The organism is Streptomyces sp. NPDC026206 (assembly GCF_040638465.1).
Lineage (GTDB): Bacteria > Actinomycetota > Actinomycetes > Streptomycetales > Streptomycetaceae > Streptomyces.
On sequence record NZ_JBEZYL010000030.1, the window covers coordinates 18,959 to 42,325 of the forward strand.

The window sequence follows — 23,367 nt, forward strand, 5'->3', positions numbered from 1 at the left end:
CAGAGACGACAGGTGACAGAAGCGATCCTCCTGGTCGGCGGCAAGGGAACCCGGCTGCGCCCGCTCACGGTGCACACACCCAAGCCGATGGTTCCGGCGGCGGGCGTCCCGTTCCTCACCCACCAGCTCGCGCGCGCCCGCGCCGCCGGGGTCGAGCACATCGTGCTCGCCACGTCCTACCTGGCGGAGGTCTTCGAGCCGTACTTCGGCGACGGCTCCTCCCTGGGCCTGCACCTGGAGTACGTGACCGAGGTGGAGCCCCTGGGCACGGGCGGAGCCATCCGCAACGTCGCCTCCCGCCTGCACTCCGCCCCGGACGACCCGGTCCTGATCTTCAACGGCGACATCCTCACGGGCCTGGACATCGAGGCCCTGGTGCACACGCATCAGGAAAGCAAGGCGGACGTCTCCCTCCACCTCACCCGGGTGGCCGACCCGAGGGCCTTCGGCCTCGTCCCCACCGACGCCACCGGCCGGGTCACAGCCTTCCTGGAGAAGCCCCAGACACCCGAGGAGATCGTCACCGACCAGATCAACGCGGGCGCGTACGTCTTCAACCGCTCGGTGATCGACGAGATCCCCGCCGGCCGCCCGGTCTCCGTGGAACGGGAGACGTTCCCTGGCCTCCTGGCCTCGGGCGCCCACCTCCAGGGCATGGTCGACTCCACGTACTGGCTGGACCTGGGCACCCCGCAGGCCTTCGTGCGCGGCTCCGCCGACCTGGTCATGGGCCGCGCCCCCTCCCCGGCGGTCCCCGGCCGCTGCGGCGACCGGCTGGTCCTCGACGGCGCCGAGGTGGCCACCGACGCCAAGCTCATGGGCGGCACGGTCATCGGCGCGGGTGCCCGCGTGGAGCCGGGCGCGCGCATCGACGGCAGTGCGGTGCTGGACGGCGCGGTGATCGAGGCGGGTGCGCGCGTCCGCGACTGCCTCATCGGCGCCGGCGCCCGCGTCGGGGCCCGTACGGTCCTGGACGGCGCGGTCATCGGCGACAACGCCCGCATCGGCCCCGACAACGAACTGGGCCCGGGCGCCCGCGTCTGGTGCAACGCCCTGATCCCGCAGGGCGCGATCCGCTTCTCGTCGGACCAGTAGGGCCAGGACGTACCCTGGCCCAATGGCCACCCGCACCTGGGTACCGCCCGGCGGCGGCCCGTACGACCTGGGACGCACCCTGTGCGTCCTGGCCCGCGGCCCCGGGGACCCGGCCTACCGCACGACGCCGGACGGCGCCGTCTGGCGGGCCAGCCGCACCCCGCAGGGACCCGGGACCCTGCGCCTGACGACCGGCGACGGCGCGGTCCACGCGCAAGCCTGGGGCCCGGGCACGGACTGGCTCCTGGACCGGCTCCCCACCCTCCTCGGCCAGTCGGACACCCCTGAGACCTTCAGCCCCCGCCACCGCCTGGTCCACCAGGCACACCGCCGCAACCCCGGCCTCCGGCTGGCCCGCACGGGCCTGGTCCTGGAGTCGCTGATCCCCTCGATCCTCGAGCAGAAGGTGACCAGCGACGAGGCGTACCGCGCCTGGCGCCTGCTGCTCCAGCGCCACGGCGAACCGGCACCGGGCCCGGCCCCGCGCATGCACGTGATGCCGGACCCGCGCACCTGGGCCCTGATCCCCTCCTGGGAATGGCACACAGCGGGAGTGGACGCCAAACGATCGGCGACGATCATCCGGGCCGCCCGTGCGGCGGCGCGCCTGGAGGAGGCGGCGGCCATGGACGACGCCCGCGCCTCGGCCCGCCTCCAGGCGATCCCCGGCATCGGCCCCTGGACGACGGCGGAAACCCTGCAGCGCAGCAACGGCTCCCCGGACGCGGTCACGGTGGGCGACCTCCACCTGCCGAGGATCGTCGGCTACGCCCTCACCGGGTTCCGCGGTGCGGACGACGAGGCGATGCTCGACCTGCTGTCCCCCTACGAGGGCCAGCGCCACCGGGCATGCCGCCTGATCCTCCTGAGCGGCGTCACACTCCCACGCCGCGCCCCGCGCTTCTCGGTGCGGGACTTCACCCGCATGTAGGCACCCGGCCGTCCGCCGACCACCCCGCCCCCGCCCCACGGACGAGCTACCGCACCACGACGAACGCCTCGGGATCGCGCGGCGCACGCGGCGCAGCCGGTGCGGCAGGCCGCCCCACGGCGACGACCCCCATGGGATCCCACCCTTCCGGCAGCGCCAGCGTCCGGCGCACCACATCCCGGCAGAACATCGTCGACGACACCCAAGCCGACCCGAGCCGCTCACTGGCCAGCGTGACCAGGAAGTTCTGCACCGCGGCCCCCGCCGCAACCACGAACATCTCCCGCTCCGCCGCCGACCGCCGCGCGTCCGGGTAGTCGTGCGAGCCGTCCATGACGAGACACGGCACCACCAGGTACGGCGCCTTCCACAGCACATCGCCGCGCCGTACCCGCCGGGCGATGCCCGCCTCCGAACGCCCGTCCGCCCGCAGGTCCGCGACCCACGCGTCCCGCATGGCGTGCAGCAACTCCACCCGCGCCGTCTCGGACTCCAGCAGCACGAACCGCCAGGGCGTCGTGTGGTGCGGCGCGGGCGCGGTCACGGCGGCGGCGACGGCCCGCCGCACCGCCTGCGGGTCCACGGGATCATCCGTGAACTCCCGTACCGTCCGCCGCAGCGTCACCGCCTCCCGCACGGCCTCCGACGTCCCCAGCCGGAACATGTCGTCCTCGGCGGGCCGCACCAGCCACCGCGCCCCTTCCCGCTCCGCACCGTCCACGATGTGGTCCAGGCCCCGCACCACGGCGACCGGCAGCCCCTCGGCCTTGCCCTTGACGAGGTCGCCGGCCGCGGCCAGTTCGTCGACGGTCGCCACGACGGTGGCGACCAGCGGATTGCCGTACGCGTCGACGCCGCCCCGCAGGTCGTTGGCGACCTGCACCCCGGCCGCGCCGAGTGCGAAGTCCGTCACGCCCTTGCGCCAGGGCCGCCCCGCGGTGTCGGTGATCACGACACCCACGTCCACCCGCAGGGTGTCCCGCAGCCCGTCCCGGATCCGCCGGGCGGACGCGTCGGGGTCCTCGGGCAGCAGCAGTACGGTGCCGGCGGCGGTGTTGGACGCGTCGACCCCGGCTGCGGCCATGACCAGGCCGAGCCGGTTCTCGACGATGCGCAGCGGGCCGCGCCGCGCCACGAGCCGTACGGACTCGGCGTCGATCGCGGCCTCGCGGTCGCCGGCCCGGACGATGCGTCCCTCGGCCTTGCTGACGATCTTCGAGGTGACGACGAGGACGTCACCGTCGGCGAGCCCGGGCGTTCCGTCGGCACAGGCGGCGGCCGCGATGGCCTTGACGAGGTCGTCCCCGGCCCGGACCTCGGGGATGCCGGGCAGCGCCCACACCCGGTAGGACGGGGGAACCGCGCTCATGCGCGCACCTCCTCGGCCAGTGCCAGCGCCTCGCGGGCCATCGCGGCGGTGGCCTCGACGCCGGTCATCATCAGTGGCACGGCCCGGCACCGGATACCGGCGTCCTCGACCTCGGCCACGGCACGCTCGTCCACGGAGTCGACCAGCCAACCGTCGAGGAGCCCGGAGCCGTAGTGCCGCGCGACGGCGGCGGCGGTGGACTCGACGCCGACGGCGGCGAGCACCTTGTCGGCCATGCCGCGCACGGGCGACCCGCCGACGATGGGGGAGAGCCCCACGACGGGCGCGGCGGCGTCCGCCACGGCCGCCCGGATCCCCGGCACACCCAGGATCGTGCCGACGCTGACGACGGGGTTGGACGGCGGGAAGAGGATGACGTCCGCTTCGGCGACGGCCTCCAGCACACCGGGCGCGGGCTTCGCCTGCTCGGCACCGACCGGAACGATCGCGTGGGCCGGCACGGAGGCGTGCATCCGCACCCAGTACTCCTGGAAGTGCACGGCCTTGCGCGCACCGTCACCGCCCTCGGGGTCGTCGATCAGGACGTGCGTCTCGACCCGGTCGTCGCTCATCGGCAGCAGCCGCACGCCGGGCCGCCACCGCGCGCACAGCGCCTCGGTCACGGCGCTCAGCGGATACCCGGCGCCGAGCATCTGCGTCCGCACGATGTGCGTCGCGAAGTCGCGGTCGCCGAGCCCGAACCACTCCGGCCCGACCCCGTAGGCGGCCAGCTCCTCCTTCACGGCGAAGGTCTCGCCGGCACGCCCCCACCCCTGCTCCTCGTGGATGCCGCCGCCGAGGGTGTACATCACCGTGTCGAGGTCGGGGCAGACCTTGAGCCCGAACAGATGGATGTCGTCACCCGTGTTCCCGATGACGGTGATCTCCGCGTCGGGGACTGCTGACTTGAGGCCACGGAGGAAGCGGGCGCCCCCGATCCCGCCGGCCAGAACCACAATGCGCTGCATGGCTGCAGTCTGTCAGCAGCGGCACCCCGCCCGGCAGAAGGGCCCGGACTATCGCACCGCACCGGATGCGCCCCAGGTGGCGTCACCTTGTGGTGGCGTCACCTTGTGACGACGCCGGCGACGCCGCCGGCGGTGGGCCGGGCAAGGGTGCCGCAGTGCGCATGCGGCCGGTGCATAGGCATCTCGGTCAGCCCGGGGAAGTAGACGTGGAGGCTGACGGCGGGCTCGAGCGAGTCGTTGACGACCTCGTGGACGTAGCCCGGCGCGAAGACCCGCTGCGCTCCGGCGCCCAGCGCGCGGCGTGCGCCGCCGGAGCGCTCCGTCAGCTCGCCCCGCAGCACGGTCAGCACTCCCGAGGAGCGGCCGTGGTCGTGCAGCCCGCTGCCCTGCCCGGGGACCCAGCTGAGCAGCCAGACCTCGTAGCCGGGACCGGTGCGCAGCCGGTGGTACCAGCGGCTGGCGGCGTCGTACCGGACGAGCGGGGCCCAGCTGCCGGTGTCGGCGGCGAGGGAGCGGGCCAGGCCGGCGAACTCGGCGACGGTGGCGGGATGGGCGGCGGGCGGCGGCATCAGGTGCGGGACGGCGAGCGGGTCGCCGGCGATCTGGACATCGCTGTTCATGTGAGTGGGTTCCTCGGCGGGCGGCACGGAGATGGGGCAGGAGGGGCCGTACGGGCGGGGGAATACGCGTACGCACGCACCGAGCGGGCACAAGCCCTGGCGGTGACGGCAGACCGGGAAGCCGCAAAGATCAGAAAGATCAGCTGGAGCGGACGCGATTCGGCATCGACAGCATCAACAGCTGGAACAGCGACAGCGCGCCTGGACAGCACAGCGGGACCCGTAGGCACGGGTCAGGCTGGGGGTTCCCATGGCAGAGGCCAGGGGGAACGAGGTCGCTGGCATGCGAACAAGGAGACCGGCTCGGCCGCGCTCTGTCAACCGCATGTCCGTTTTGGTGCTAATCATTCACTCTTCCGGTTAGTGACCGGGGCGGAGGGTTTGCGTTGGGCACTGTGCGGACAGTGGGGCGGCGAGCGGAGTCGTAAACATCGTTCTGTCCCCGTGTGTGCGGGGATGGCCCAGGCTCGGTGCAACGCCTTCGCCGCACGTCGCGTCCTGTCCTGTGAGCGGGAAAGACGAGGCGCTTGTGGCGGGCGAGAGATGTGTCCACTCTTGTGGCGGTTTGGCAACTTTCCGCTCAGCCTTGGTTCCGCAGAGTGAATAAGGGGCCCAATAGCAGATCCCGGCTTGACTGGCCCGGATCGGCGCACTTGTAATTTCACTCGTGTCGTTCTGCCGCACCTGACGCGCGGCAGCACACGGGGACGCAATGACAGACGAGGGGCGCACATGACCGAGCTGTTCCAGCAACTGCTGGTCGAGGAGGCGGACGAGGAGCTCGGCTGGCAGGAGCGCGCACTGTGCGCTCAGACCGACCCCGAGTCCTTCTTTCCCGAAAAGGGCGGATCCACGCGTGAGGCGAAGAAGGTCTGCCTTGCCTGTGAAGTCCGTTCCGAGTGCCTTGAATATGCCCTGGCCAACGACGAACGCTTCGGAATCTGGGGCGGCTTGTCCGAGCGCGAACGCCGCCGCCTCAAGAAGGCCGCGGTCTGAGACCGGCGCCGTGATCTGACGAAATGTCTTGTCGAAGGTCGGTCAAGGGGACTGAGGGGCTGTCCGCTCCACCCACTCCCGCAGCACGATTCATACCGCACGGTCCGCCTCTCGCCCCCCGCAAGCGAGAGGCGGACCGCTGTGTTCGCAGCCACTAGTGTGGGGCCCCGTCCGAGACGTACCGACGCCCCGCACGGGCGCTCACACGTCCCTTGCAGTCTCCACTGAACCGGGGCCCGCACCTGCCATGTTCGACCCCACCATTCCCCCGGCGTTCCCCCGTCATGTCGTCACCGCCGTGCTCGTCGCCCACGACGGCGCCCGCTGGCTGCCCGACGCCCTGGCCGGCCTGCTCGGCCAGGAACGGCCCGTGCAGCACGTCGTCGCCGCCGACACCGGCAGCTCCGACGACTCCCGGCGGCTGCTCGCCGACGCCCTCGGTGCCGGCCACGTCCTGCACCTCGCCCGCCGCGCCGGCTTCGGCGCGGCCGTCGCCGAAGCGGTCCGTACGGCCCCGGTGCGGACCGCGGACGACCTGCCCTACCTCCGGCGCTCCAGCGGCTGGGACCCGGTCGGGCGCACCTGGGCCGAGGACGCGTACGGCACCGTCTCCGCCCAGGGCCACACCGACCTCGAACCGGTGCAGTGGCTGTGGCTGCTCCACGACGACTGCGCCCCCGAGCCGGGCGCCCTGCACGAGCTGCTGCGCGTGGCCGACGCGGAAATGTCCGCCGGCCACGACGCCGCCGTCATCGGACCCAAGCTCCGCAGCTGGTACGACCGCAGACAGCTGCTGGAAATCGGCGTCTCCATCGCCCGCAGCGGCCGCCGCTGGACCGGCCTCGAACGCCGCGAGCAGGACCAGGGCCAGCACGACCAGGTCCGTCCCGTCCTGTCCGTGTCGAGCGCCGGCATGCTCATCCGCCGTGACGTGTGGGAAGAGCTCGGCGGCTTCGACGCCCGCCTGCCGCTCATGCGCGACGACGTCGACCTGTGCTGGCGCGCCCACGCCGCCGGGCACCGTGTGCTCGTCGCCCCCGAGGCCGTACTGCGCCACGCCGAGGCGGCCGCCCGTGAGCGGCGCCCCGTCGACTGCGCCGGCCGCCACAGCGTCAACCCGCACCGCGTCGACAAGGCCGGAGCCGTCTACACCCTTCTCGCCCACACGCGCGGTGCCCTCCTGCCGTACGTCATGCTGCGGCTCGTCCTCAGCACCCTGCTGCGCACGCTCGGCTACCTCGTCGGCAAGGCGCCCGGACAGGCGCTCGACGAGCTCGCCGGATTTGCAGGCGTCCTGCTGCGCCCCGGGCGCGTCCGCGCGGCGCGCAAGCGGCGCGCCGAGCCCCGGATCGCGCCCGAAGAACTGCGCCCGCTCTTCCCGCCCCCCGGCGCCACCGTCCGTGCCACCGTCGAACAGCTCGCGAGCGACTTCGGCGGCAGAACGGACGACGGGCTGCCCGCCGCCGGACGCCACGGTGCCGTCGAGTCCGGCCCCGGCGGTGACGACGCCGACTATCTGGAGATCGAGCAGTTCGCCCGCCTCAGACGCGTCGCGCGCAGACCCGCGCCCGTCCTCTTCGCCCTCCTGCTGCTGGTCTCCGCCGTCGCCTGCCGGGGCCTGTTCGGCGGCGGCGCGCTGTCCGGCGGCGCCCTGCTGCCCGTCCCGGACCACGCCTCCGCCCTGTGGGCCGCCTACACCGACGGCTGGCACCCGGTCGGGGTCGGCACGACCGAGGGCGCACCCCCGTACCTGGCCGTCCTCGCGGGACTGGCGACGCTCTTCCTGGGCTCCACGAGCTTCACCCTCACCCTGCTGCTGGTCTGCTCGGTGCCGCTGGCCGGCCTGAGCGCCTACTTCGCCGCCCGCCCGCTGGTCCACTCCCGGCTGCTGCGGGCGTGGGCGAGCGTCGCCTACGCCTTCCTGCCCGCCGCCACCGGCGCACTGGCCACGGGCCGGCTGGGCACCGCCGTTCTGGCCGTGCTGCTGCCGCTCATGGCGCGGGCGGCCGTGGCGGCGGCGGGCCTGCGCGCACCCGGCGCCCGGCCCGGCTGGCGGGCTTGCTGGGCCTACGCGCTGCTGCTCACCGTCACCACCGCGTTCACGCCGGTCGTCTGGCCGGTGGCTGTGCTGCTCGGACTCGGCGTCCTCGTCCTGCACTGCGTGCGCGGCGGCGCGGCCCGGGCGGCCGTGCACGGGCCGCGCCTGCTCGCGGTGGCCGCCACCCCGGTCCTCCTCCTCGCGCCGTGGTCGCTGGGGCTGTTCACCCACCCGTCCCGATTCCTGACCGAGGCCGGGCTGTCGTACGGGCACCCGGCGGCCTCGCCGCTGCAACTGCTGACCGGGGACCCCGGCGGCCCCGGGACCTGCGGTGCGCTGCTGCTGGCCGGCGTCGTCCTGGCCGCCCTGGGCGCCCTGCTGCGGGCGGACCGCCCGCTCGCGGTCCGCGCCGCCTGGGCGGTGGCCCTGACCGGGCTGCTGTGCGCGGTGCTCGCCAACGGCTCCGCCTGGGCGGGGCCGGCCACCCTCCTCTACGGACTCGCCCTGATCGCGGCGGCCGCCGTCGGCGCCGAGGGCGCCCGCGACCGTGTCGCCGCACAGAGCTTCGGCTGGCGGCAGCCCGTCGCCGGCCTCATCGCCCTCGCCGCCGGGGCCGCACCGCTCGTCGCCGCCGTCGTGTGGACGGCCTCCGGCGCGGCCGGGCCGCTGGAACGGCGCGACCCGGTGCAGGTCCCGGCGTTCGTCGCCGAGGAGGCGAGCACCCGCGACCAGGCCCGCACCCTCATGCTGGGCGGCGACGACGGGCGCGTGACCTACACGCTCGTGCGCGGCTCGGGCGCGCGCCTGGGCGACGCCGAGCCGGCTGCCGCCGCCGGGCGCGACGAGCGGCTCGGCGCCGTGGTCTCCCACCTCGTCGCGGGCTCCGGCGCCGACCAGGCCGACCGCCTCGCCGACTACGCCGTCGGCTACGTGCTCGTACGCGACAGCGCGCCCCGGCAGACGACCCGCGTGCTGGACGCGACCCCCGGCCTGACGCGCCTGAGCCAGGAGGACCACCGCTCGCTGTGGCGGGTCGACCGGCAGGTCGCCCGCATCACGATCGTCACGGGCGCGCGGCAACCGGACGGCAGCCGGCGGACCGCCCCGGTGCCGGTCGCCGCCGGACCCGTCGACGCACACACCACCCTTCCGGCAGGCACCGGCAACCGCGTGCTGCGCCTGGCCGACAAGGCCGCACCCGGCTGGCGGGCGACGCTCGGCGGCCGCGCCCTGAAGCCCGTCACCGTCGACGGCTGGGCCCAGGGCTTCACGCTGCCCGCCGGTGGCGGAAAGCTGGCTCTGACGTACGAGTCCCCGGGCGCCCGTACCGCGTGGCTGTGGGCGCAGGGACTGCTCGCCGTCGTCCTGGTCGTCCTCGCGCTGCCGGGCCGTCGGCGGCAGTTCGACGACGACCTGCCGGAGGCCGGTGCCGGGCCGGTGGCCACGGCCCCCGTGCCGGCCCAGGCCGGGCCCGGGGAGGGCCGCCGGGCGCGCAGACTGCGGGCGGCGGCCGAGGGCGCGGAAGCGGCCTCCGGTGCGACGGCCGCGGTGCCCGGGCAGCCGGCCCCGGCGCCCGCCGCGGACCCGTATGCCGTGTACGGGCAGCCGGCCGCGGCCGACGCGGACCCCTATGCCGCAGTGCCGCACCAGCAGCAGTACGCCGGTTGGGAGCAGGGCTACGGGGGCCATGAGCAGCAGCCGTACCAGGAGGACGAGCAGCAGCCGTACCAGGAGGGCGGCCAGGGCGCCGGCCACGACGGCCCGTACCGGCAGGCCCCGTACCCGGCCCCCCACGGTGACGGTGACGGCCAGGACGGTCACTACCCCGCTCAGCCCTACGCGGACGGCGTGTACGACCCGTACGGCTATGGACAGCAACAGCCCTACCGCGGCGGGAGCGACCAGCAGTGAAGCGCACCACCCTGTCCCTGTTCGCCGTGACGGCGTCGCTCGCCGTCGTCACGGGCGTGGCCGCGCTCAACCCGCCCTCGCAGGGCGACGACAGCGGCACGAAGGCGACCTCCGCCCGTATGCCGGTACAGCGCTCCACGCTGCTGTGCCCGTCGCCCACCTCCTCGGAGGTGGGCGACACGACCTACACCGCCTTCACACCGCCGGGCAAGGGTGACGGAGGACGGAAGTCCGCGGCCGACCTGCTGCCCGCGGCGGGCTCGGCGCGGCCGGTGGCCAAGAAGGACGACGCGAAGAAGGACAAGGGCGCGAAGGACGAGAAGCAGGGCGCGGCGGAGAGGGACCCGGACAAGCCCGTGCTGTCCCTGAAGGAGCCCGGCAAACCCGTCACGGCCACCACGGACCGTTCCGACGCCCCGGCCCTCATCGGCACCGCCGACGGCCCGCTCGCGCCGGGCTGGACCGTGCAGCAGACCACGACGGTCGCCGCGGGCAGCGGGCGCGGGCTGCACGGCGTCGCGTGCGCGGCGCCCGACACGTCCTTCTGGTTCCCCGGCGCGAGCACCGCCAAGGGGCGCCAGGACTACGTCCACCTGACCAACCCGGACGGCGCGGCGGCCGTCGTCAACCTGGAGCTGTACGGCAAGGACGGCCGGGTCAGGTCGTCCACCGGCGAAGGCGTCAACATCCCGCCGCGCTCCACCGTCCCCGTTCTGCTGTCCACCCTCACCGATGCGACGGAGGAGAACCTCACCCTGCATGTGGCGGCCCGCTCCGGACGGGTGGGGGCCGCGGTGCAGGCGTCCGACGAGAAGCTGGGCGGCGACTGGCTGCCGGCGTCCGCGGACGTGTCACCGACTGTGGTGCTGCCCGGCATTCCCGCCGACGCCACCTCCGTGCGGCTCGTCGCCTTCGCGCCCGGCACCGACGACGCGGACGTCAAGCTGCGGCTCGCGGGGCCGAGCGGTTCGATCACTCCGGCGGGGCACGAGTCGCTGCACATCAAGAGCGGCATGACCGCGGCGGTCGACCTGGGGGACATCACCAAGGGCGAGGCGGGCTCGCTGCTGCTGACCGCCGAGCGCGGCAGCGCGCCGGTCGTCGCGGCGCTGCGAGTGACGCGCGGCAAGGACGACAAGCAGGAGACGGCGTTCATCCCCGCGACGGCCGCGATCCTCGAACGCGGAACGGTGGCCGACAACCGCGCCAAGGCCGGCACGCTGGCGCTGGTCGCCCCCGGCAAGGAGGCACAGGTGAAGGTGACGGCGTCGGCGGGCAGCGAGGGCGGGACTCCGGTCAGCCGGACCTACACCGTCAAGGCCGGCACCACGCTGTCCGTGGAGCCCCCGCAGCCCGGCGGCGGCAAGGGGACGTACGCGCTGACCGTGGAGAAGGTCTCGGGCGGCGCGGTGCACGCCTCGCGGATACTGGCGCTGCCGAAGGACGGCCTGCCGATGTTCACGGTCCAGCCGGTCGCGGACGACCGTTCGACGGTGGCGGTGCCGGAGGCGGAGCAGGACCTGTCGATGCTGAACGACTGACGGGCCCGGGTCCTGCCGCCGGCTCAGTCCTGGCCGTAGCGCGGGTCCACCGACTCGGGTGCGAGACCGAGGAGTTCGGCGACCTGCTCGACGACGACCTCGTGGACGAGCAGGGCCCGTTCGTCGCGCGTCTTGGTGCGGATCTCCACCGGACGGCGGTAGACGACGATGCGGTCGGGGTCGTCGCCGTGGGCCGCGACGTACCGGCCGAGCGGCACGGTCTCGCCGTCGAGCAGGGCTTCCAGGGGGTCCGTGGCCCCCGGCTCGTCGGGGCCGGGGCCGATGGGTACCTCGCGGACCACGAAGTCGACGGCCGCCAGCTGCGGCCAGCGCCGCTCCAGCCGCTCCGCCGAGTCCTGGACCAGGTCGACGAAGGCCTCGGCCCGGCTGACCGACAGCGGCACCTGCGGGGGCGCGATGGGGCCGCGCATGCCGCGTCCGTGGCGGTCGCGGTGGCGCGGTCGCGGCCCGTTCGGGCCGGAGGCACCCCCGGCGTCGGCTGAGGGAGGTACGGGGCTGTCCATCACACCCGAGGGTATCCGCCGCCCGGCCGTACGCACGCGGTAGCCGCCCATCTCATGGCATGTCGCATGATGAGCGTTCCGGCCATCTATGCGATCAATTGCAGCCATATACGAGACCGGCGTTCGCATGCCGAATGACACTATGTGCACCTGGTGGTGACAGTTTTCTTTGCCGCCGGATGTCTTGCCGTCAGCCGTCCAGCCGGGTCGACCAGGACATTCGGCAAAGGGTGTCCACCGGGCGAAACGTGACGACACGGAGGAGTGAGCCGGGGGTGAGTCGTCGCGGCCCGTTCAAAGGTGCGGTACCGTCCCACCTCGTGAGCCCTGTACGTCGCTGTTCGCGCACCGCGTGCGGCCGCCCGGCCGTCGCGACGCTGACGTACGTCTACGCCGATTCGACCGCCGTCCTCGGCCCGCTCGCCACCTACGCCGAGCCCCACTGCTACGACCTGTGCGCCGAGCACTCCGAGCGGCTGACCGCGCCCCGCGGCTGGGACGTCGTCCGCCTCGCCGTCGACAGCGGGCCCGCCCGCCCCAGCGGTGACGACCTCGAAGCCCTCGCCAACGCCGTGCGCGAGGCGGCCCGCCCGCAGGAGCGCGCCGCCGGACGGGGCGCTGTTCCGGGCGCGGTCGCGCCCACCGGCCGGGGCGCGGACCCCATGGAGGTCGCCCGCAGAGGCCACCTCAGGGTGCTGCGCTCGCCGGACTCCTGACGGCCCGTGCCCCCGCTCCGGCGGCCCCCTGCCCCGGCCCGGACACCCCGTGTTCCCGCCCTGACACCGTGCGCCGTCCGGATTGTCAGCCCCGGCAGGTAGGTTTGTTGTCCCGAACCGGACTCCAGGAGGGGTTGGCTGTGGCTGATCTGTCGCAGATCGTGAAGGCGTACGACGTGCGCGGTGTGGTGCCCGACCAGTGGGACGCATCCCTGTCCGAGCTGTTCGGTGCCGCCTTCGTCCAGGTGACCGGCGCGAGCGCGATCGTGGTCGGCCACGACATGCGCCCCTCCTCACCCGGCCTCTCCCGCGCCTTCGCGCGCGGCGCCGCGGCGCGCGGCGCGGACGTCACCGAGATCGGTCTGTGCTCGACCGACGAGCTCTACTTCGCCAGCGGCCAACTCGGCCTGCCGGGTGCCATGTTCACCGCCAGCCACAACCCCGCGCAGTACAACGGCATCAAGCTGTGCCGCGCGGGCGCCGCTCCCGTCGGCCAGGACACCGGCCTCGCCGAGATCCGTACGCTCGTCGAGCAGTGGTCGCAGGCCGGGGCGCCCGAGGCCGCCGCCGCACCGGGGACGATCACCCAGCGCGACGTCCTCGCGGACTACACGGCCCACCTGCGCTCCCTGGTCGGCCTCGCCAGGATTCGGCCCCTGAAGGTCGTCGTGGACGCGGGCAACGGCATGGGCGGCCACACGGTCCCCACCGTCCTCGACGGCCTGCCGGTCGACCTCGTCCCCATGTACTTCGAGCTGGACGGCACCTTCCCCAACCACGAGGCCAACCCCCTCGACCCCAAGAACATCGTCGACCTCCAGGCCAAGGTCCGCGAGACCCGCGCGGACATCGGCCTGGCCTTCGACGGCGACGCCGACCGCTGCTTCGTCGTGGACGAGCGCGGCGAGCCCGTCCCGCCGTCCGCGATCACCGCACTGGTCGCCGCCCGCGAGCTGGCCAAGCACCCCGGCGGCACGATCATCCACAACCTGATCACGTCCTGGTCGGTGCCCGAGGTCGTCAAGGAGCACGGCGGCACCGCCGTGCGCACCCGCGTCGGGCACTCCTTCATCAAGCAGGAGATGGCCCGCACCGGCGCGATCTTCGGCGGCGAGCACTCCGCGCACTACTACTTCCGCGACTTCTGGAACGCCGACACCGGCATGCTCGCCGCGCTCCACGTCCTCGCGGCGCTCGGCGGCCAGGCCGGACCGCTGTCCGACCTCGTCCGGCAGTACGACCGCTACGCCGCCTCCGGCGAGATCAACAGCACCGTCGCCGACCAGGCCGGCCGGGCCGCGGCCGTCAAGGCCGCCTACGAGGGCGTCGAGGGCGCCGAGCTGGACGAGCTCGACGGCCTGACCGTCACCACCGCCGACTGGTGGTTCAACCTGCGCGCCTCCAACACCGAGCCGCTCCTGCGCCTGAACGTCGAAGCACGGGACGCCGCCACGGTCGCGCGCGTGCGCGACGAGGTACTGGCGATCGTCCGGTCCTGACCGGGGCCGCCCTGCCGTCGAGGCCGCCCTGCCATCGAGGGCGCCCTGCCAGCGAGGGCGGGGCGCCGGGCGGATCCCCGCCACGCGGCCGGTCCGCCCTCGGACGCAATACGGGGTGGGGCCCTTCGCAAGGGAGGGGAAGGGGCGGGCCGGGGAATGATCCACCGAACCCTCCCCGGCCGGTGCACCGGTGCCGTAGGTCAGCCATCGGTGCGGCCCCGCAAAGGGCTACGCTGACCACACAGCAACACCCACCCGAAGGGAACCCCCATGCCGCTCGAAGCCGGTCTCCTGGAGATCCTCGCCTGCCCGGCGTGCCGCGCCTCCCTCCGTGAGGAGAACGCCAGCGAGGAGACCCCCGAGCTGGTGTGCGAGAGCCGGAGCTGCGGCCTGGCCTACCCCATTCGCGACGGCATCCCCGTCCTGCTGGTCGACGAGGCACGCCGCCCCGCCTGACCCGCCCGGCTGTCGGACGGCAACCCGCACCCCACGGCGATCGGAGACTGATCAACGGTGTTCGACGAGTCCCTTCTCGACAACCCCGACGGCCTCTCCCGCGCCGACCTCCACGGCCTGCTCCGGGGCGCCGCGGAATCCGGCGCCCGGGTTCGTACGGCCGTCCGCAACGCGGCCGAGGCCGGTGTCGGCACCCTCCAGCCGGACGGCCGCCCCCGCGCCGTGCTGGTCGCGGGCCCCGGACCGGCGAGCGGTTCCACTGCTGACCTGCTGTCCGCGCTCGCCGGGGACACCTGCCCCGTCACCCTGCTCCGCCCGGCCGGCGTCGCCCCCGCCCCCGGAGCCCTGCGCTGGACGCTCCCCGGCTGGACGGGCCCCCTCGACCTGCTGCTCGTGGCCAGCCCGGACGGTACGGAACCGGGCCTCGCCCTCCTCCTCGAACAGGCATTCAGGCGCGGCTGCTCCGTCGTCAGCGTCGCCCCGGCCGGCTCCCCGCTCGCCGAGGCCACCGTCCAGGCCCGCGGCCTCGCGGTCCCGCTGAGCAGCCCCGCCCCCTACGAGGCCGCGAGCGACGAGCCGGCTGGCCCGGACGCCGCGCCGGAGGACGACGAGGCGCCCGGCCCGCCGGCCCACGCCGTCCTGCCCGCCGGCCCCGGCACGCTCTGGTCGCTGCTCACCCCGCTGCTGGTCCTCGCCGACCGCATCGGCCTGCTCAGCGCCCCGCCCCCGGCCCTCGAAGCGCTCGCCGACCGCCTCGACGGCCTCGCCGAGTGCTGCGGCCCGGCCATCGCCACCTACAGCAACCCCGCCAAGACCCTCGCGGCCGAACTGGCGGACACCCTCCCGCTGGTCTGGACCGAAGGCGAACTGGCCGCCGCCGCGGGCCGCCGCTTCGCGACGGTCCTCGCCGCCCTCGCCGGCCGCCCCGCCCTCGTCGCCGAGCTGCCCGAGGCGCTCACCGCGCACGGCACCCTCCTCTCCGGGGCCTTCGCCGCCGGCGCCGACCCCGAGGACTTCTTCCGCGACCGGGTCGAAGAGCCCGAGGCGCTGCACGCCCGGGTCGTCCTGCTCCGCGAGCGGGAGCCGGACGTCACCTCACCCGCCCCCGCCGCCCGCGAGCTGGCCCTGCACCGCGACACCCCCCTCAGCGAGCTGGAGGCCACCGACGGCAGCAGCCCGCTGGAGACCGTCGCCGAGCTCCTGGCCATCACGGACTTCGCGGCCGTTTACCTCGCGCTCGCCTCCAGCCCGTAAACACAACCCTCAGCCACAGGAGCCGTACAGCGAGCCGAGCCGCGTCGTCGATCAACAGTCAGGAACCGCCCCATGGACCGCCTCGTCAACACCGTGCGCCCCTACGCCTGGGGCTCCACCACCGCGATCCCCGAGCTCCTCGGCACCCCGCCCACCGGCGAGCCCCAGGCCGAACTCTGGATGGGCGCCCACCCGGCGGCACCCTCCCGCGTCGACCGCGGCGCGGGCCCCGTCGCACTCGGCGAGGCGATCGCCGCCGACCCCGAGGGTGAGCTCGGCACCGAAGCCGTGCGGCGCTTCGGCCCCAGGCTGCCGTTCCTGCTCAAGGTCCTCGCCGCCGCCGACCCGCTGTCCCTCCAGGTCCACCCCGACCCGGACCAGGCCAGGGCCGGCTTCGCCCTCGAAGAGGCCCACCACGTCCCCCTCGACGCCCCGCACCGCAACTACAAGGACGCCGGCCACAAGCCCGAGCTGATCTGCGCCCTCACCCCCTTTGAAGGGCTCTGCGGCTTCCGCCCGCCGGACGCCACCGCCGAACTCCTCGCCGCGCTCGACGTCGACGCCCTCAAGCCCTACGCCGATCTCCTGCACGCGCACCCGGAGAGCGCCGCCCTGCGCGAGGTCCTCACCGCCGTGCTCAGCGCCGAGCGCACCGCCATGGCCGAGACGGCCGGCCAGGCCGCGGCCGCCGCCGGGCGCCTCGCCGACCGGGACGGCCCGCACCGCGCCGCGTACGCCGCCTACGCCTCCATCGCCCGGCACTACCCCGGCGACCCCGGCGTCATCGCCGCCATGCTCCTCAACCACATCCGCCTCCAGCCCGGCGAGGCCCTCTACCTCGGCGCCGGCGTACCGCACGCCTACCTCCAGGGCCTGGGCATCGAGGTCATGGCCAACTCCGACAACGTGCTGCGCTGCGGACTGACCCCCAAGCACGTCGACGTCCCCGAGCTGCTCCGCGTCGTCCGCTTCGAAGCGACGACCCCCGCGGTCCTGCGCCCCGAGGCCGATGTCGACGGCGCCGAGGTGTACGAGACGCCCGCGCCGGAGTTCCGCCTCTCCCGGTACGCGCTCGCTCCGGGCTCGGCGCCGCACCCCCTCGACGCCCGCACCGCCCAGATCCTCCTGTGCACCGCGGGCACCGCCCTGCTGCGCGGCGAGGACGGCGGGGAACTGAGCCTCGCCCGTGGTGAGTCCGCCTTCGTCCCGGCGGGGGAGCGGGCCGAGCTCATGGGCGAGGGATCCGTCTTCCGTGCCACGATGGCCTCCTGACGCGCGCTCCGCGGCCGTGGCTGCGACAATGACCGGCCGTACCCCGTAAAGGGAAAGCAAAAACAGCCGCAGCGGCGGAAGGGATATCCCGCACCCATGAGTGCATCAGGCGGAACCAAGGCCATCGTCGCCGCGCTGGGCGCCAACCTGGCCATCGCGGTCGCGAAGTTCGTCGCGTTCGCATTCAGCGGCTCGTCGTCCATGCTCGCCGAGGGTGTGCACTCGGTCGCCGACTCCGGCAACCAGGCACTGCTGCTCCTCGGCGGCAAGAAGGCCCAGAAGAAGGCCAGCGAGGAACACCCCTTCGGCTACGGCCGCGAGCGCTACATCTACGGCTTCCTCGTCTCCATCGTGCTGTTCACCATCGGCGGCGTCTTCGCGCTCTACGAGGGCTACGAGAAGATCCAGGAACCGCACGAGCTGGAGCACTGGTACTGGCCGGTCGGCGTCCTCCTCTTCGCCATCATCGCGGAGGGCTTCTCCTTCCGGACGGCCATCAAGGAGTCGAACGAGCTGCGCGGCACGCAGTCCTGGGGCTCCTTCGTCCGCACGGCCAAGGCACCCGAGCTCCCGGTGGTCCTGCTGGAGGACTTCGGAGCCCTCGTCGGACTGGTCCTCGCGCTGTGCGGCGTCGGGCTGACACTCCTCACCGGCGACGGAGTCTGGGACGGCATCGGCACCCTGTGCATCGGCCTTCTGCTCGTCCTGATCGCACTGGTGCTGGCCGCCGAGACCAAGTCACTGCTGCTCGGCGAGGCCGCCGGCCCCGAACAGGTCGCGAAGATCCGCGCCGCCGCCGTCGACGGCGAATCGGTCACCGCGGTCATCCACATGCGCACCCTCCACCTCGGCCCGGAGGAACTCCTCGTGGCCGCCAAGGTCGCGGTACGCGGCGACGACACCGCAGCCCAGGTGGCCCGCGCCATCGACGAGGCCGAGGCCCGCATCCGCACAGCCGTGCCCATCGCCAGGGTCATCTACCTGGAGCCGGACATCTACAGCGAGACAGCCGCCGCGGCAGGCGAAGACCCATCAGCGACCCCGGGCGGCCCGGGAGCGCCGGCATAACCAAGCCGGCCGGCGCAATTCCAGCCCGTCCGGCGTTTGAGGACCGGGGTCCGGGGCGGGGCCCCGGTTTCGGGAAGGGGCGGGGTGGGGGCTCTTCCTCCCTGGCCCCGGCCCCGGCCCATCGGTCCCCCACGCCTCACCCACGGGCCACCGGCCACGGGAACGGCACCTGCACCGCCCTACCCCACCTCCGCCAACACCCCCAGAATCGCCCCCACGTCCGAAGCCAAAAGCAACCGCCCCCGAAAATCCGCATCCAGCAACTTCCGCGCCAACAGCGCCAGAATCCGCAGATGCTCATCCCCCGCCGCCGCCTCCGGCACGGCGATCATGAAGATGAGCCGGGCGTCCATACCGTCCAGCGCGCCCCACTCGATGCCCTCGGCGGACCGGGCGAAGCCGACGACCGGCGCGGTGACGGCATCCGTCTTCGCGTGCGGGATAGCGATTCCCTCGCCCAGACCGGTCGTGCCGAGCTCCTCGCGGGTCAGCACGGCGGCGACGAGGGCGTCGACGTCCGACACCTTGCCGGTGGTGGCCAGCAGTTCGGCCATCTCCCGGATCGCCGCTTCCTTCCGGCCCGCCACGAGGTCCTGCCGCACGGTCCGCTCGGTGAGACAACCCGAGAGAACCCCGGCCGGGGGCGCCCCCGGCTCGAAGGGCCCGGTCCCGGCGGTGGCGCGGGCTACGGGCTGCGGCGCGGCGGCCGCCACCGATACCGGTACGGGCGCCGGGCGCCACGCGGGCGAGCCGGCCCCGCGGCCGCTCACAGCCCTGCGGCCGCCCACAGCCATGAGGGTGACCGTCGTCAGCGCGGTCACCACCGCACCGACGGCAATCGCGATCAGGAACATCGGCACTCCGCTCACCGCGCCGAGCAGGGCAACGACCGGTCCTCCGTGCGGCACGCTGTCCTCGACCGCCGCCAGCCCCGCGATGGCGCCCGCCACCGCGCCGCCCAGCATGTTCGCCGGGATCACCCGCGCGGGACGCGCGGCGGCGAACGGGATCGCACCCTCGGTGATCCCGAAGAAGCCCATGAACGCAGCCGCCAGACCGGTCTCCCGCTCCTGCTCGTCGAACATCCCGCGCCGCAGGACCGTGGCCAGCCCCTGGCCGAGCGGCGGCACCGGAATCGCGGCCGCGCACATGCCCATGATCTCCGGGTTCCTGGAGACCAGGCCCGCACCGAAGAGGAAGGCGGTCTTGTTGACGGGGCCGCCCATGTCGAACGCGATCATGAGCCCCAGGATGATGCCCAGCAGTGCGGCACTCGCACCGGTCAGACTGCCGAGCCAGGTGGTGAGGTGCTCGAAGACCCAGGAGATCGGACGGCCGAGGACATAGATGAAGAACAGGCCGACCGCCGAGGTGGCCAGAACCGGGATCACGATGACCGGCATGATCGGCCGGACGAAGCGGGGGACCTCCACCTTCTTGATCCACAGGACGAGATAGCCTGCGAGGAACCCCGTCACGATCGCCCCGATGAAGCCCGCGCCCGACTTGGAGTCGTACAGGGCGCCCGTGTTGGCGATCCAGCCGCCGATCATGCCCGGCACGAGCGCGGGGCGGTCGGCGATCGCATACGCGATGTAGCCGGAGAGGACCGGGATCATCAGCTTGAACCCGATGTCACCGATGTCGAAGACGTGCTTCCAGAACGAGCCGTCCGGGATCACCAGCCCCCCGTCCGGCCTGGCCTGACCGCCCAGCGCCAGCGACACCGCGATCAGCAACCCGCCCACGACGACGAACGGGATCATGTACGAGACGCCGTTCATCAGTGCCTTGTACGTGACGCCCCGCCCCTCGCCGCCACCGGGAAAGGCACCCCGCGCGACGGGCGCAGGCCCGGACCCCGCCCCCGCCCCGCCACCGGGCTCGTACACGGGCGCGTCCCGCACCCGCTCGATCAGCCGCTCAGGGTGGTGGATGCCCTCGGCGACGCCCACGGACAGCACTCTTTTGCCGGCGAAGCGGCTGCGGTCGACGTCCTTGTCGGCGGCGATGATGACGCCGTCCGCATGTCTGACATCGTTGTCGGTCAGGACGTTCTCCGCGCCGATGGACCCTTGGGTCTCCACCTTGATGTCGTGACCGAGCGCCTCCGCGGCCTGCTGCAGCTTCTCCGCCGCCATGTAGGTGTGGGCGATACCGGTCGGACAGGCGGTCACAGCAAGCAGTTTGAGCCGTCGCCCGCTTCTCGCCGCGGGGGCGGGCGGACCGGCTGATGGGGTCACGGGGATCTCCTCACAACTCATCGCTGACCGCATCCTGCAACACCTGACGGACCCACGGACAGGTGGGGCGTCGCGAGGCCACAACTTGCAGAATGGGGCTGGGGCTTCCCAGGCGCCCCGGTGTAGATTCGTGGCAGAGCCAGACGTCGCTGCTGATGGCGGTCGGGCGGCCCGCTCGTACGGGCCGGCCGAGGGAGAGAGGGCCTCCGACGGACTGCGCTGCGGCCGGGAGACCGGTGTGGGCGAAGGTTGCGCACACTGGGCTCGACCGCGTGCACAGCCGTACCCACGCCCGCTCGCCCCTCAGGAGGAGCAGCCCGTATGACTACCACCACCGGCCAGGACTTCAAGGTCGCCGATCTGTCGCTGGCGGCCTTCGGTCGTAAGGAGATCACCCTCGCCGAGCACGAGATGCCCGGTCTGATGGCGATCCGCAAGGAGTTCGCGCAGGCGCAGCCGCTGGCGGGCGCCCGCATCACCGGCTCGCTGCACATGACGGTGCAGACGGCCGTGCTCATCGAGACCCTCGTGGCGCTGGGCGCGCAGGTGCGCTGGGCGTCCTGCAACATCTTCTCCACCCAGGACCACGCCGCCGCCGCCATCGCGGTGGGCCCCGACGGCACGCCCGAGAACCCGCAGGGCGTCCCCGTCTTCGCCTGGAAGGGCGAGACCCTGGAGGAGTACTGGTGGTGCACGGAGCAGGCACTGACCTGGCCGAACACCCCCACCGGCGGCCCGAACATGATTCTCGACGACGGCGGTGACGCCACTCTCCTCGTCCACAAGGGCGTCGAGTTCGAGAAGGCGGGCTCCGCCCCCGACCCGGCGACGGCGGACAGCGAGGAGTACGCGCAGATCCTCACCGTCCTCAACCGCACCCTGACCGAGAACCCCCAGAAGTGGACTCAGCTGGCGTCCGAGATCCGCGGTGTCACCGAGGAGACGACGACCGGCGTCCACCGCCTCTACGAAATGCAGCAGGCCGGCACGCTGCTCTTCCCCGCGATCAACGTCAATGACGCGGTGACGAAGTCGAAGTTCGACAACAAGTACGGCTGCCGCCACTCCCTCATCGACGGCATCAACCGCGCCACCGATGTCCTGATCGGCGGCAAGGTCGCCGTCGTCTGCGGCTACGGCGACGTGGGCAAGGGCTGCGCCGAGTCGCTGCGCGGCCAGGGCGCCCGAGTGATCGTCACCGAGATCGACCCGATCAACGCGCTGCAGGCGGCCATGGACGGCTACCAGGTCACCACCCTGGACGAGGTCGTCGAGATCGCCGACATCTTCGTGACGACCACGGGCAACAAGGACATCATCATGGCCGCGGACATGGCCAAGATGAAGCACCAGGCCATCGTCGGCAACATCGGCCACTTCGACAACGAGATCGACATGGCGGGCCTGGCGAAGATCCCGGGCATCGTCAAGGACGAGGTCAAGCCCCAGGTCCACACCTGGGCCTTCCCCGACGGCAAGGTCCTGATCGTGCTGTCCGAGGGCCGGCTGCTGAACCTGGGCAACGCCACCGGTCACCCGTCCTTCGTCATGTCCAACTCCTTCGCGGACCAGACCCTGGCCCAGATCGAGCTCTTCACGAAGCCCGAGTCCTACCCGACCGACGTCTACGTCCTGCCCAAGCACCTGGACGAGAAGGTGGCCCGCCTCCACCTCGACGCCCTCGGCGTGAAGCTGACGACGCTGCGCCCGGAGCAGGCGGCGTACATCGGTGTCCCGGTCGAGGGCCCGTACAAGCCCGACCACTACCGCTACTGACAGCAGCAGGCGCTTCAGCAGCTGCCCCGGTAACTGATAGAACAGGCCCCCGCCCCCATGGCGGGGGCCTGTCCCATTCGCGTCAAGGACCCCACCATGCCCCGCGGCCGCTACTCCCTGCACGACCCTCACGATCACTCCCCCCTCGGTGAAGAGCACTTCCAGTGCGCCACCGGCCCCTCCGGCTGGCGCTACGTCTCCCAGGTCACCGGCTCGTCCGGCACACCGGCCGGCTCGGTCGACCTCGCCATCGACGATCTCGGCCGCCCCATCCGCCTTCAGCTCCGCAGCGCCGACTGGCAGGTCCGCGGTGCCGCCATCGACGGCGTCACCTGGGTCCGCACCGACCCCACGGGCGAGCACGCCTCGGAAGGCAATGTCCGCGCCCACACCTTCACCGGTACTTCCCCCGCCTTCTACGTGGGCATCTCCCGACTCCTCCGGCTCACCCCCGGCCAGGGAGCGACGCGAATCCGCCTCGTCCACTTCTCCGCGCCCGTCCTCGCCCCCCTCACGGTCGACCAGTCGTGGGCCTTGGTCGACAGGACAGCACACGCCACTGACAACGGCCTGCTCCAAGTGGACGAGTACCAGGTCAGCGCCCTGGACACCGGCGAGCAGTACGCCGTGCACCTCGCCGGCGACGTCGTGCTCTCGGCCCCGGGCATCGAGCTCGAGGACCTGGAGAGCCCGCCCTCGCAGCTGAGCTGACGCGAGGCCGAGGTGTGCGGCGGGGCCCCGCGGAGCTGGTACTGTTCTCTTCGCCCCACACAGACTGTTGACACGGGATGGTTGGGGAGGTAGATTCGAACGGTTGCGGCGGACTGGACCAGTCCTTGTGCAACGGTTAGTATCGACCAGCTTCGGTCAGTGAATTGATCTCACGCGAAGCGTCTTCCGACTCCTATTGGGAACGAAAAAGCCGATTGTGATCGGCCGGACCGGATCTGATAAAGTCGGAAACACCCCGCCAACGGGGACCAGAAAATGGAATTCGAACCGACTGCTTCTTTTGGAAGCGGGGGGAACGGAAAACGGATCTGGTAAGGTTGGAAACACGAAATACCGAAGGGAAGCGCCCGGAGGAAAG

The 23,367-nt window shown here is 72.9% G+C and carries 18 protein-coding genes; 13 read left to right on the plus strand and 5 right to left on the minus strand.

What is annotated here, in order from left to right:
* The first annotated feature begins 12 nt into the window (after window positions 1-12).
* Together AB0F13_RS26925 and AB0F13_RS26930 are read left to right on the plus strand one after the other, a co-directional pair.
* Window positions 13-1,095, plus strand: a complete 1,083-nt coding sequence (locus tag AB0F13_RS26925) for an NDP-sugar synthase (protein WP_362087497.1) — start codon at window positions 13-15, stop codon at window positions 1,093-1,095.
* Between the two features lie 22 nt (window positions 1,096-1,117).
* Entirely contained in the window at window positions 1,118-2,026 is a 909-nt protein-coding gene (locus AB0F13_RS26930; RefSeq protein WP_362087500.1) for a DNA-3-methyladenine glycosylase 2 family protein, read from the plus strand.
* Window positions 2,027-2,072: 46 nt separating this feature from the next.
* Here AB0F13_RS26930 and AB0F13_RS26935 read toward each other — a convergent pair whose 3' ends face one another.
* The 3 genes from AB0F13_RS26935 to AB0F13_RS26945 form a co-directional block, all read right to left on the minus strand.
* Window positions 2,073-3,395, minus strand: coding sequence for a coenzyme F420-0:L-glutamate ligase (locus tag AB0F13_RS26935; RefSeq protein WP_362087503.1), 1,323 nt, complete (start codon window positions 3,393-3,395; stop codon window positions 2,073-2,075).
* Window positions 3,392-4,363, minus strand: coding sequence for a 2-phospho-L-lactate transferase (cofD, locus tag AB0F13_RS26940; RefSeq protein ID WP_362087506.1), 972 nt, complete (start codon window positions 4,361-4,363; stop codon window positions 3,392-3,394). The genes AB0F13_RS26935 and cofD overlap by 4 nt, the downstream gene beginning before the upstream one ends.
* Before the next feature lie 98 nt (window positions 4,364-4,461).
* Window positions 4,462-4,983 carry a cysteine dioxygenase family protein gene (locus tag AB0F13_RS26945; protein ID WP_362087509.1) on the minus strand — a complete coding sequence of 174 codons (522 nt, stop codon included), beginning with the start codon at window positions 4,981-4,983 and terminating at the stop codon, window positions 4,462-4,464.
* Between the two features lie 732 nt (window positions 4,984-5,715).
* Between AB0F13_RS26945 and AB0F13_RS26950 the strand changes: the two genes are divergently transcribed.
* The 3 genes from AB0F13_RS26950 to AB0F13_RS26960 all read left to right on the plus strand — a co-directional run bounded on the left by AB0F13_RS26950 (window position 5,716) and on the right by AB0F13_RS26960 (window position 11,469).
* Entirely contained in the window at window positions 5,716-5,979 is a 264-nt protein-coding gene (locus tag AB0F13_RS26950; protein ID WP_004952403.1) for a WhiB family transcriptional regulator, read from the plus strand.
* A 247-nt stretch (window positions 5,980-6,226) separates the two neighbouring features.
* Window positions 6,227-9,928, plus strand: coding sequence for a glycosyltransferase family 2 protein (locus tag AB0F13_RS26955; RefSeq protein WP_362087512.1), 3,702 nt, complete (start codon window positions 6,227-6,229; stop codon window positions 9,926-9,928).
* Complete coding sequence (locus tag AB0F13_RS26960; RefSeq protein WP_362087515.1) at window positions 9,925-11,469, plus strand: DUF5719 family protein; 1,545 nt, start codon at window positions 9,925-9,927, stop codon at window positions 11,467-11,469. The genes AB0F13_RS26955 and AB0F13_RS26960 overlap by 4 nt, the downstream gene beginning before the upstream one ends.
* Window positions 11,470-11,492: 23 nt before the next feature.
* On the opposite strand, the gene AB0F13_RS26965 is transcribed toward AB0F13_RS26960, so the two are convergent.
* Window positions 11,493-11,993, minus strand: a complete 501-nt coding sequence (locus AB0F13_RS26965) for a metallopeptidase family protein (protein ID WP_362087518.1) — start codon at window positions 11,991-11,993, stop codon at window positions 11,493-11,495.
* A 275-nt stretch (window positions 11,994-12,268) separates the two neighbouring features.
* Here AB0F13_RS26965 and AB0F13_RS26970 point away from each other — a divergent pair, with 275 nt between their 5' ends.
* The 6 genes from AB0F13_RS26970 (at window position 12,269) to AB0F13_RS26995 (ending at window position 18,258) form a co-directional block, all read left to right on the plus strand.
* A complete protein-coding gene (locus AB0F13_RS26970) occupies window positions 12,269-12,709 on the plus strand; it encodes a DUF3499 domain-containing protein (RefSeq protein ID WP_362087521.1) in 441 nt (146 codons plus the stop codon).
* Between the two features lie 140 nt (window positions 12,710-12,849).
* On the plus strand, window positions 12,850-14,208 hold the full coding sequence (locus AB0F13_RS26975; RefSeq protein ID WP_362087524.1) for a phosphomannomutase/phosphoglucomutase: 1,359 nt from the start codon (window positions 12,850-12,852) through the stop codon (window positions 14,206-14,208).
* Window positions 14,209-14,478: 270 nt separating this feature from the next.
* Window positions 14,479-14,664 (plus strand): Trm112 family protein, encoded by a 186-nt coding sequence (locus AB0F13_RS26980; RefSeq protein ID WP_362087527.1) that lies wholly within the window; start codon window positions 14,479-14,481, stop codon window positions 14,662-14,664.
* A 57-nt stretch (window positions 14,665-14,721) separates the two neighbouring features.
* Window positions 14,722-15,918 carry an SIS domain-containing protein gene (locus AB0F13_RS26985; protein ID WP_362087530.1) on the plus strand — a complete coding sequence of 399 codons (1,197 nt, stop codon included), beginning with the start codon at window positions 14,722-14,724 and terminating at the stop codon, window positions 15,916-15,918.
* 72 nt (window positions 15,919-15,990) lie between these two features.
* Window positions 15,991-17,190, plus strand: coding sequence for a mannose-6-phosphate isomerase, class I (manA, locus tag AB0F13_RS26990; RefSeq protein ID WP_362087533.1), 1,200 nt, complete (start codon window positions 15,991-15,993; stop codon window positions 17,188-17,190).
* Between the two features lie 96 nt (window positions 17,191-17,286).
* A complete protein-coding gene (locus tag AB0F13_RS26995; RefSeq protein ID WP_362087536.1) occupies window positions 17,287-18,258 on the plus strand; it encodes a cation diffusion facilitator family transporter in 972 nt (323 codons plus the stop codon).
* A gap of 179 nt (window positions 18,259-18,437) precedes the next feature.
* Here AB0F13_RS26995 and AB0F13_RS27000 read toward each other — a convergent pair whose 3' ends face one another.
* Window positions 18,438-20,435 (minus strand): fructose-specific PTS transporter subunit EIIC, encoded by a 1,998-nt coding sequence (locus AB0F13_RS27000; protein ID WP_362087539.1) that lies wholly within the window; start codon window positions 20,433-20,435, stop codon window positions 18,438-18,440.
* A gap of 387 nt (window positions 20,436-20,822) precedes the next feature.
* Here AB0F13_RS27000 and ahcY point away from each other — a divergent pair, with 387 nt between their 5' ends.
* Entirely contained in the window at window positions 20,823-22,277 is a 1,455-nt protein-coding gene (ahcY, locus tag AB0F13_RS27005) for an adenosylhomocysteinase (RefSeq protein ID WP_362087542.1), read from the plus strand.
* A 96-nt stretch (window positions 22,278-22,373) separates the two neighbouring features.
* Window positions 22,374-22,988 carry a hypothetical protein gene (locus AB0F13_RS27010; protein WP_362087545.1) on the plus strand — a complete coding sequence of 205 codons (615 nt, stop codon included), beginning with the start codon at window positions 22,374-22,376 and terminating at the stop codon, window positions 22,986-22,988.
* Window positions 22,989-23,367 lie beyond the last annotated feature (379 nt).

What these genes read in the sequence shown, in the direction of transcription:
- AB0F13_RS26995 (WP_362087536.1), top strand. Translation starts at nt 17,287, where the DNA reads ATGAGTGCATCAGGCGGAACCAAGGCCATCGTCGCCGCGCTGGGCGCC.
- cofD (WP_362087506.1), bottom strand. Translation starts at nt 4,363, where the DNA reads ATGCAGCGCATTGTGGTTCTGGCCGGCGGGATCGGGGGCGCCCGCTTC.
- AB0F13_RS26980 (WP_362087527.1), top strand. Translation starts at nt 14,479, where the DNA reads ATGCCGCTCGAAGCCGGTCTCCTGGAGATCCTCGCCTGCCCGGCGTGC.
- AB0F13_RS26935 (WP_362087503.1), bottom strand. Translation starts at nt 3,395, where the DNA reads ATGAGCGCGGTTCCCCCGTCCTACCGGGTGTGGGCGCTGCCCGGCATC.
- AB0F13_RS26965 (WP_362087518.1), bottom strand. Translation starts at nt 11,993, where the DNA reads ATGGACAGCCCCGTACCTCCCTCAGCCGACGCCGGGGGTGCCTCCGGC.
- AB0F13_RS26930 (WP_362087500.1), top strand. Translation starts at nt 1,118, where the DNA reads ATGGCCACCCGCACCTGGGTACCGCCCGGCGGCGGCCCGTACGACCTG.
- manA (WP_362087533.1), top strand. Translation starts at nt 15,991, where the DNA reads ATGGACCGCCTCGTCAACACCGTGCGCCCCTACGCCTGGGGCTCCACC.
- AB0F13_RS27010 (WP_362087545.1), top strand. Translation starts at nt 22,374, where the DNA reads ATGCCCCGCGGCCGCTACTCCCTGCACGACCCTCACGATCACTCCCCC.
- AB0F13_RS26950 (WP_004952403.1), top strand. Translation starts at nt 5,716, where the DNA reads ATGACCGAGCTGTTCCAGCAACTGCTGGTCGAGGAGGCGGACGAGGAG.
- AB0F13_RS26955 (WP_362087512.1), top strand. Translation starts at nt 6,227, where the DNA reads ATGTTCGACCCCACCATTCCCCCGGCGTTCCCCCGTCATGTCGTCACC.
- ahcY (WP_362087542.1), top strand. Translation starts at nt 20,823, where the DNA reads ATGACTACCACCACCGGCCAGGACTTCAAGGTCGCCGATCTGTCGCTG.
- AB0F13_RS26945 (WP_362087509.1), bottom strand. Translation starts at nt 4,983, where the DNA reads ATGAACAGCGATGTCCAGATCGCCGGCGACCCGCTCGCCGTCCCGCAC.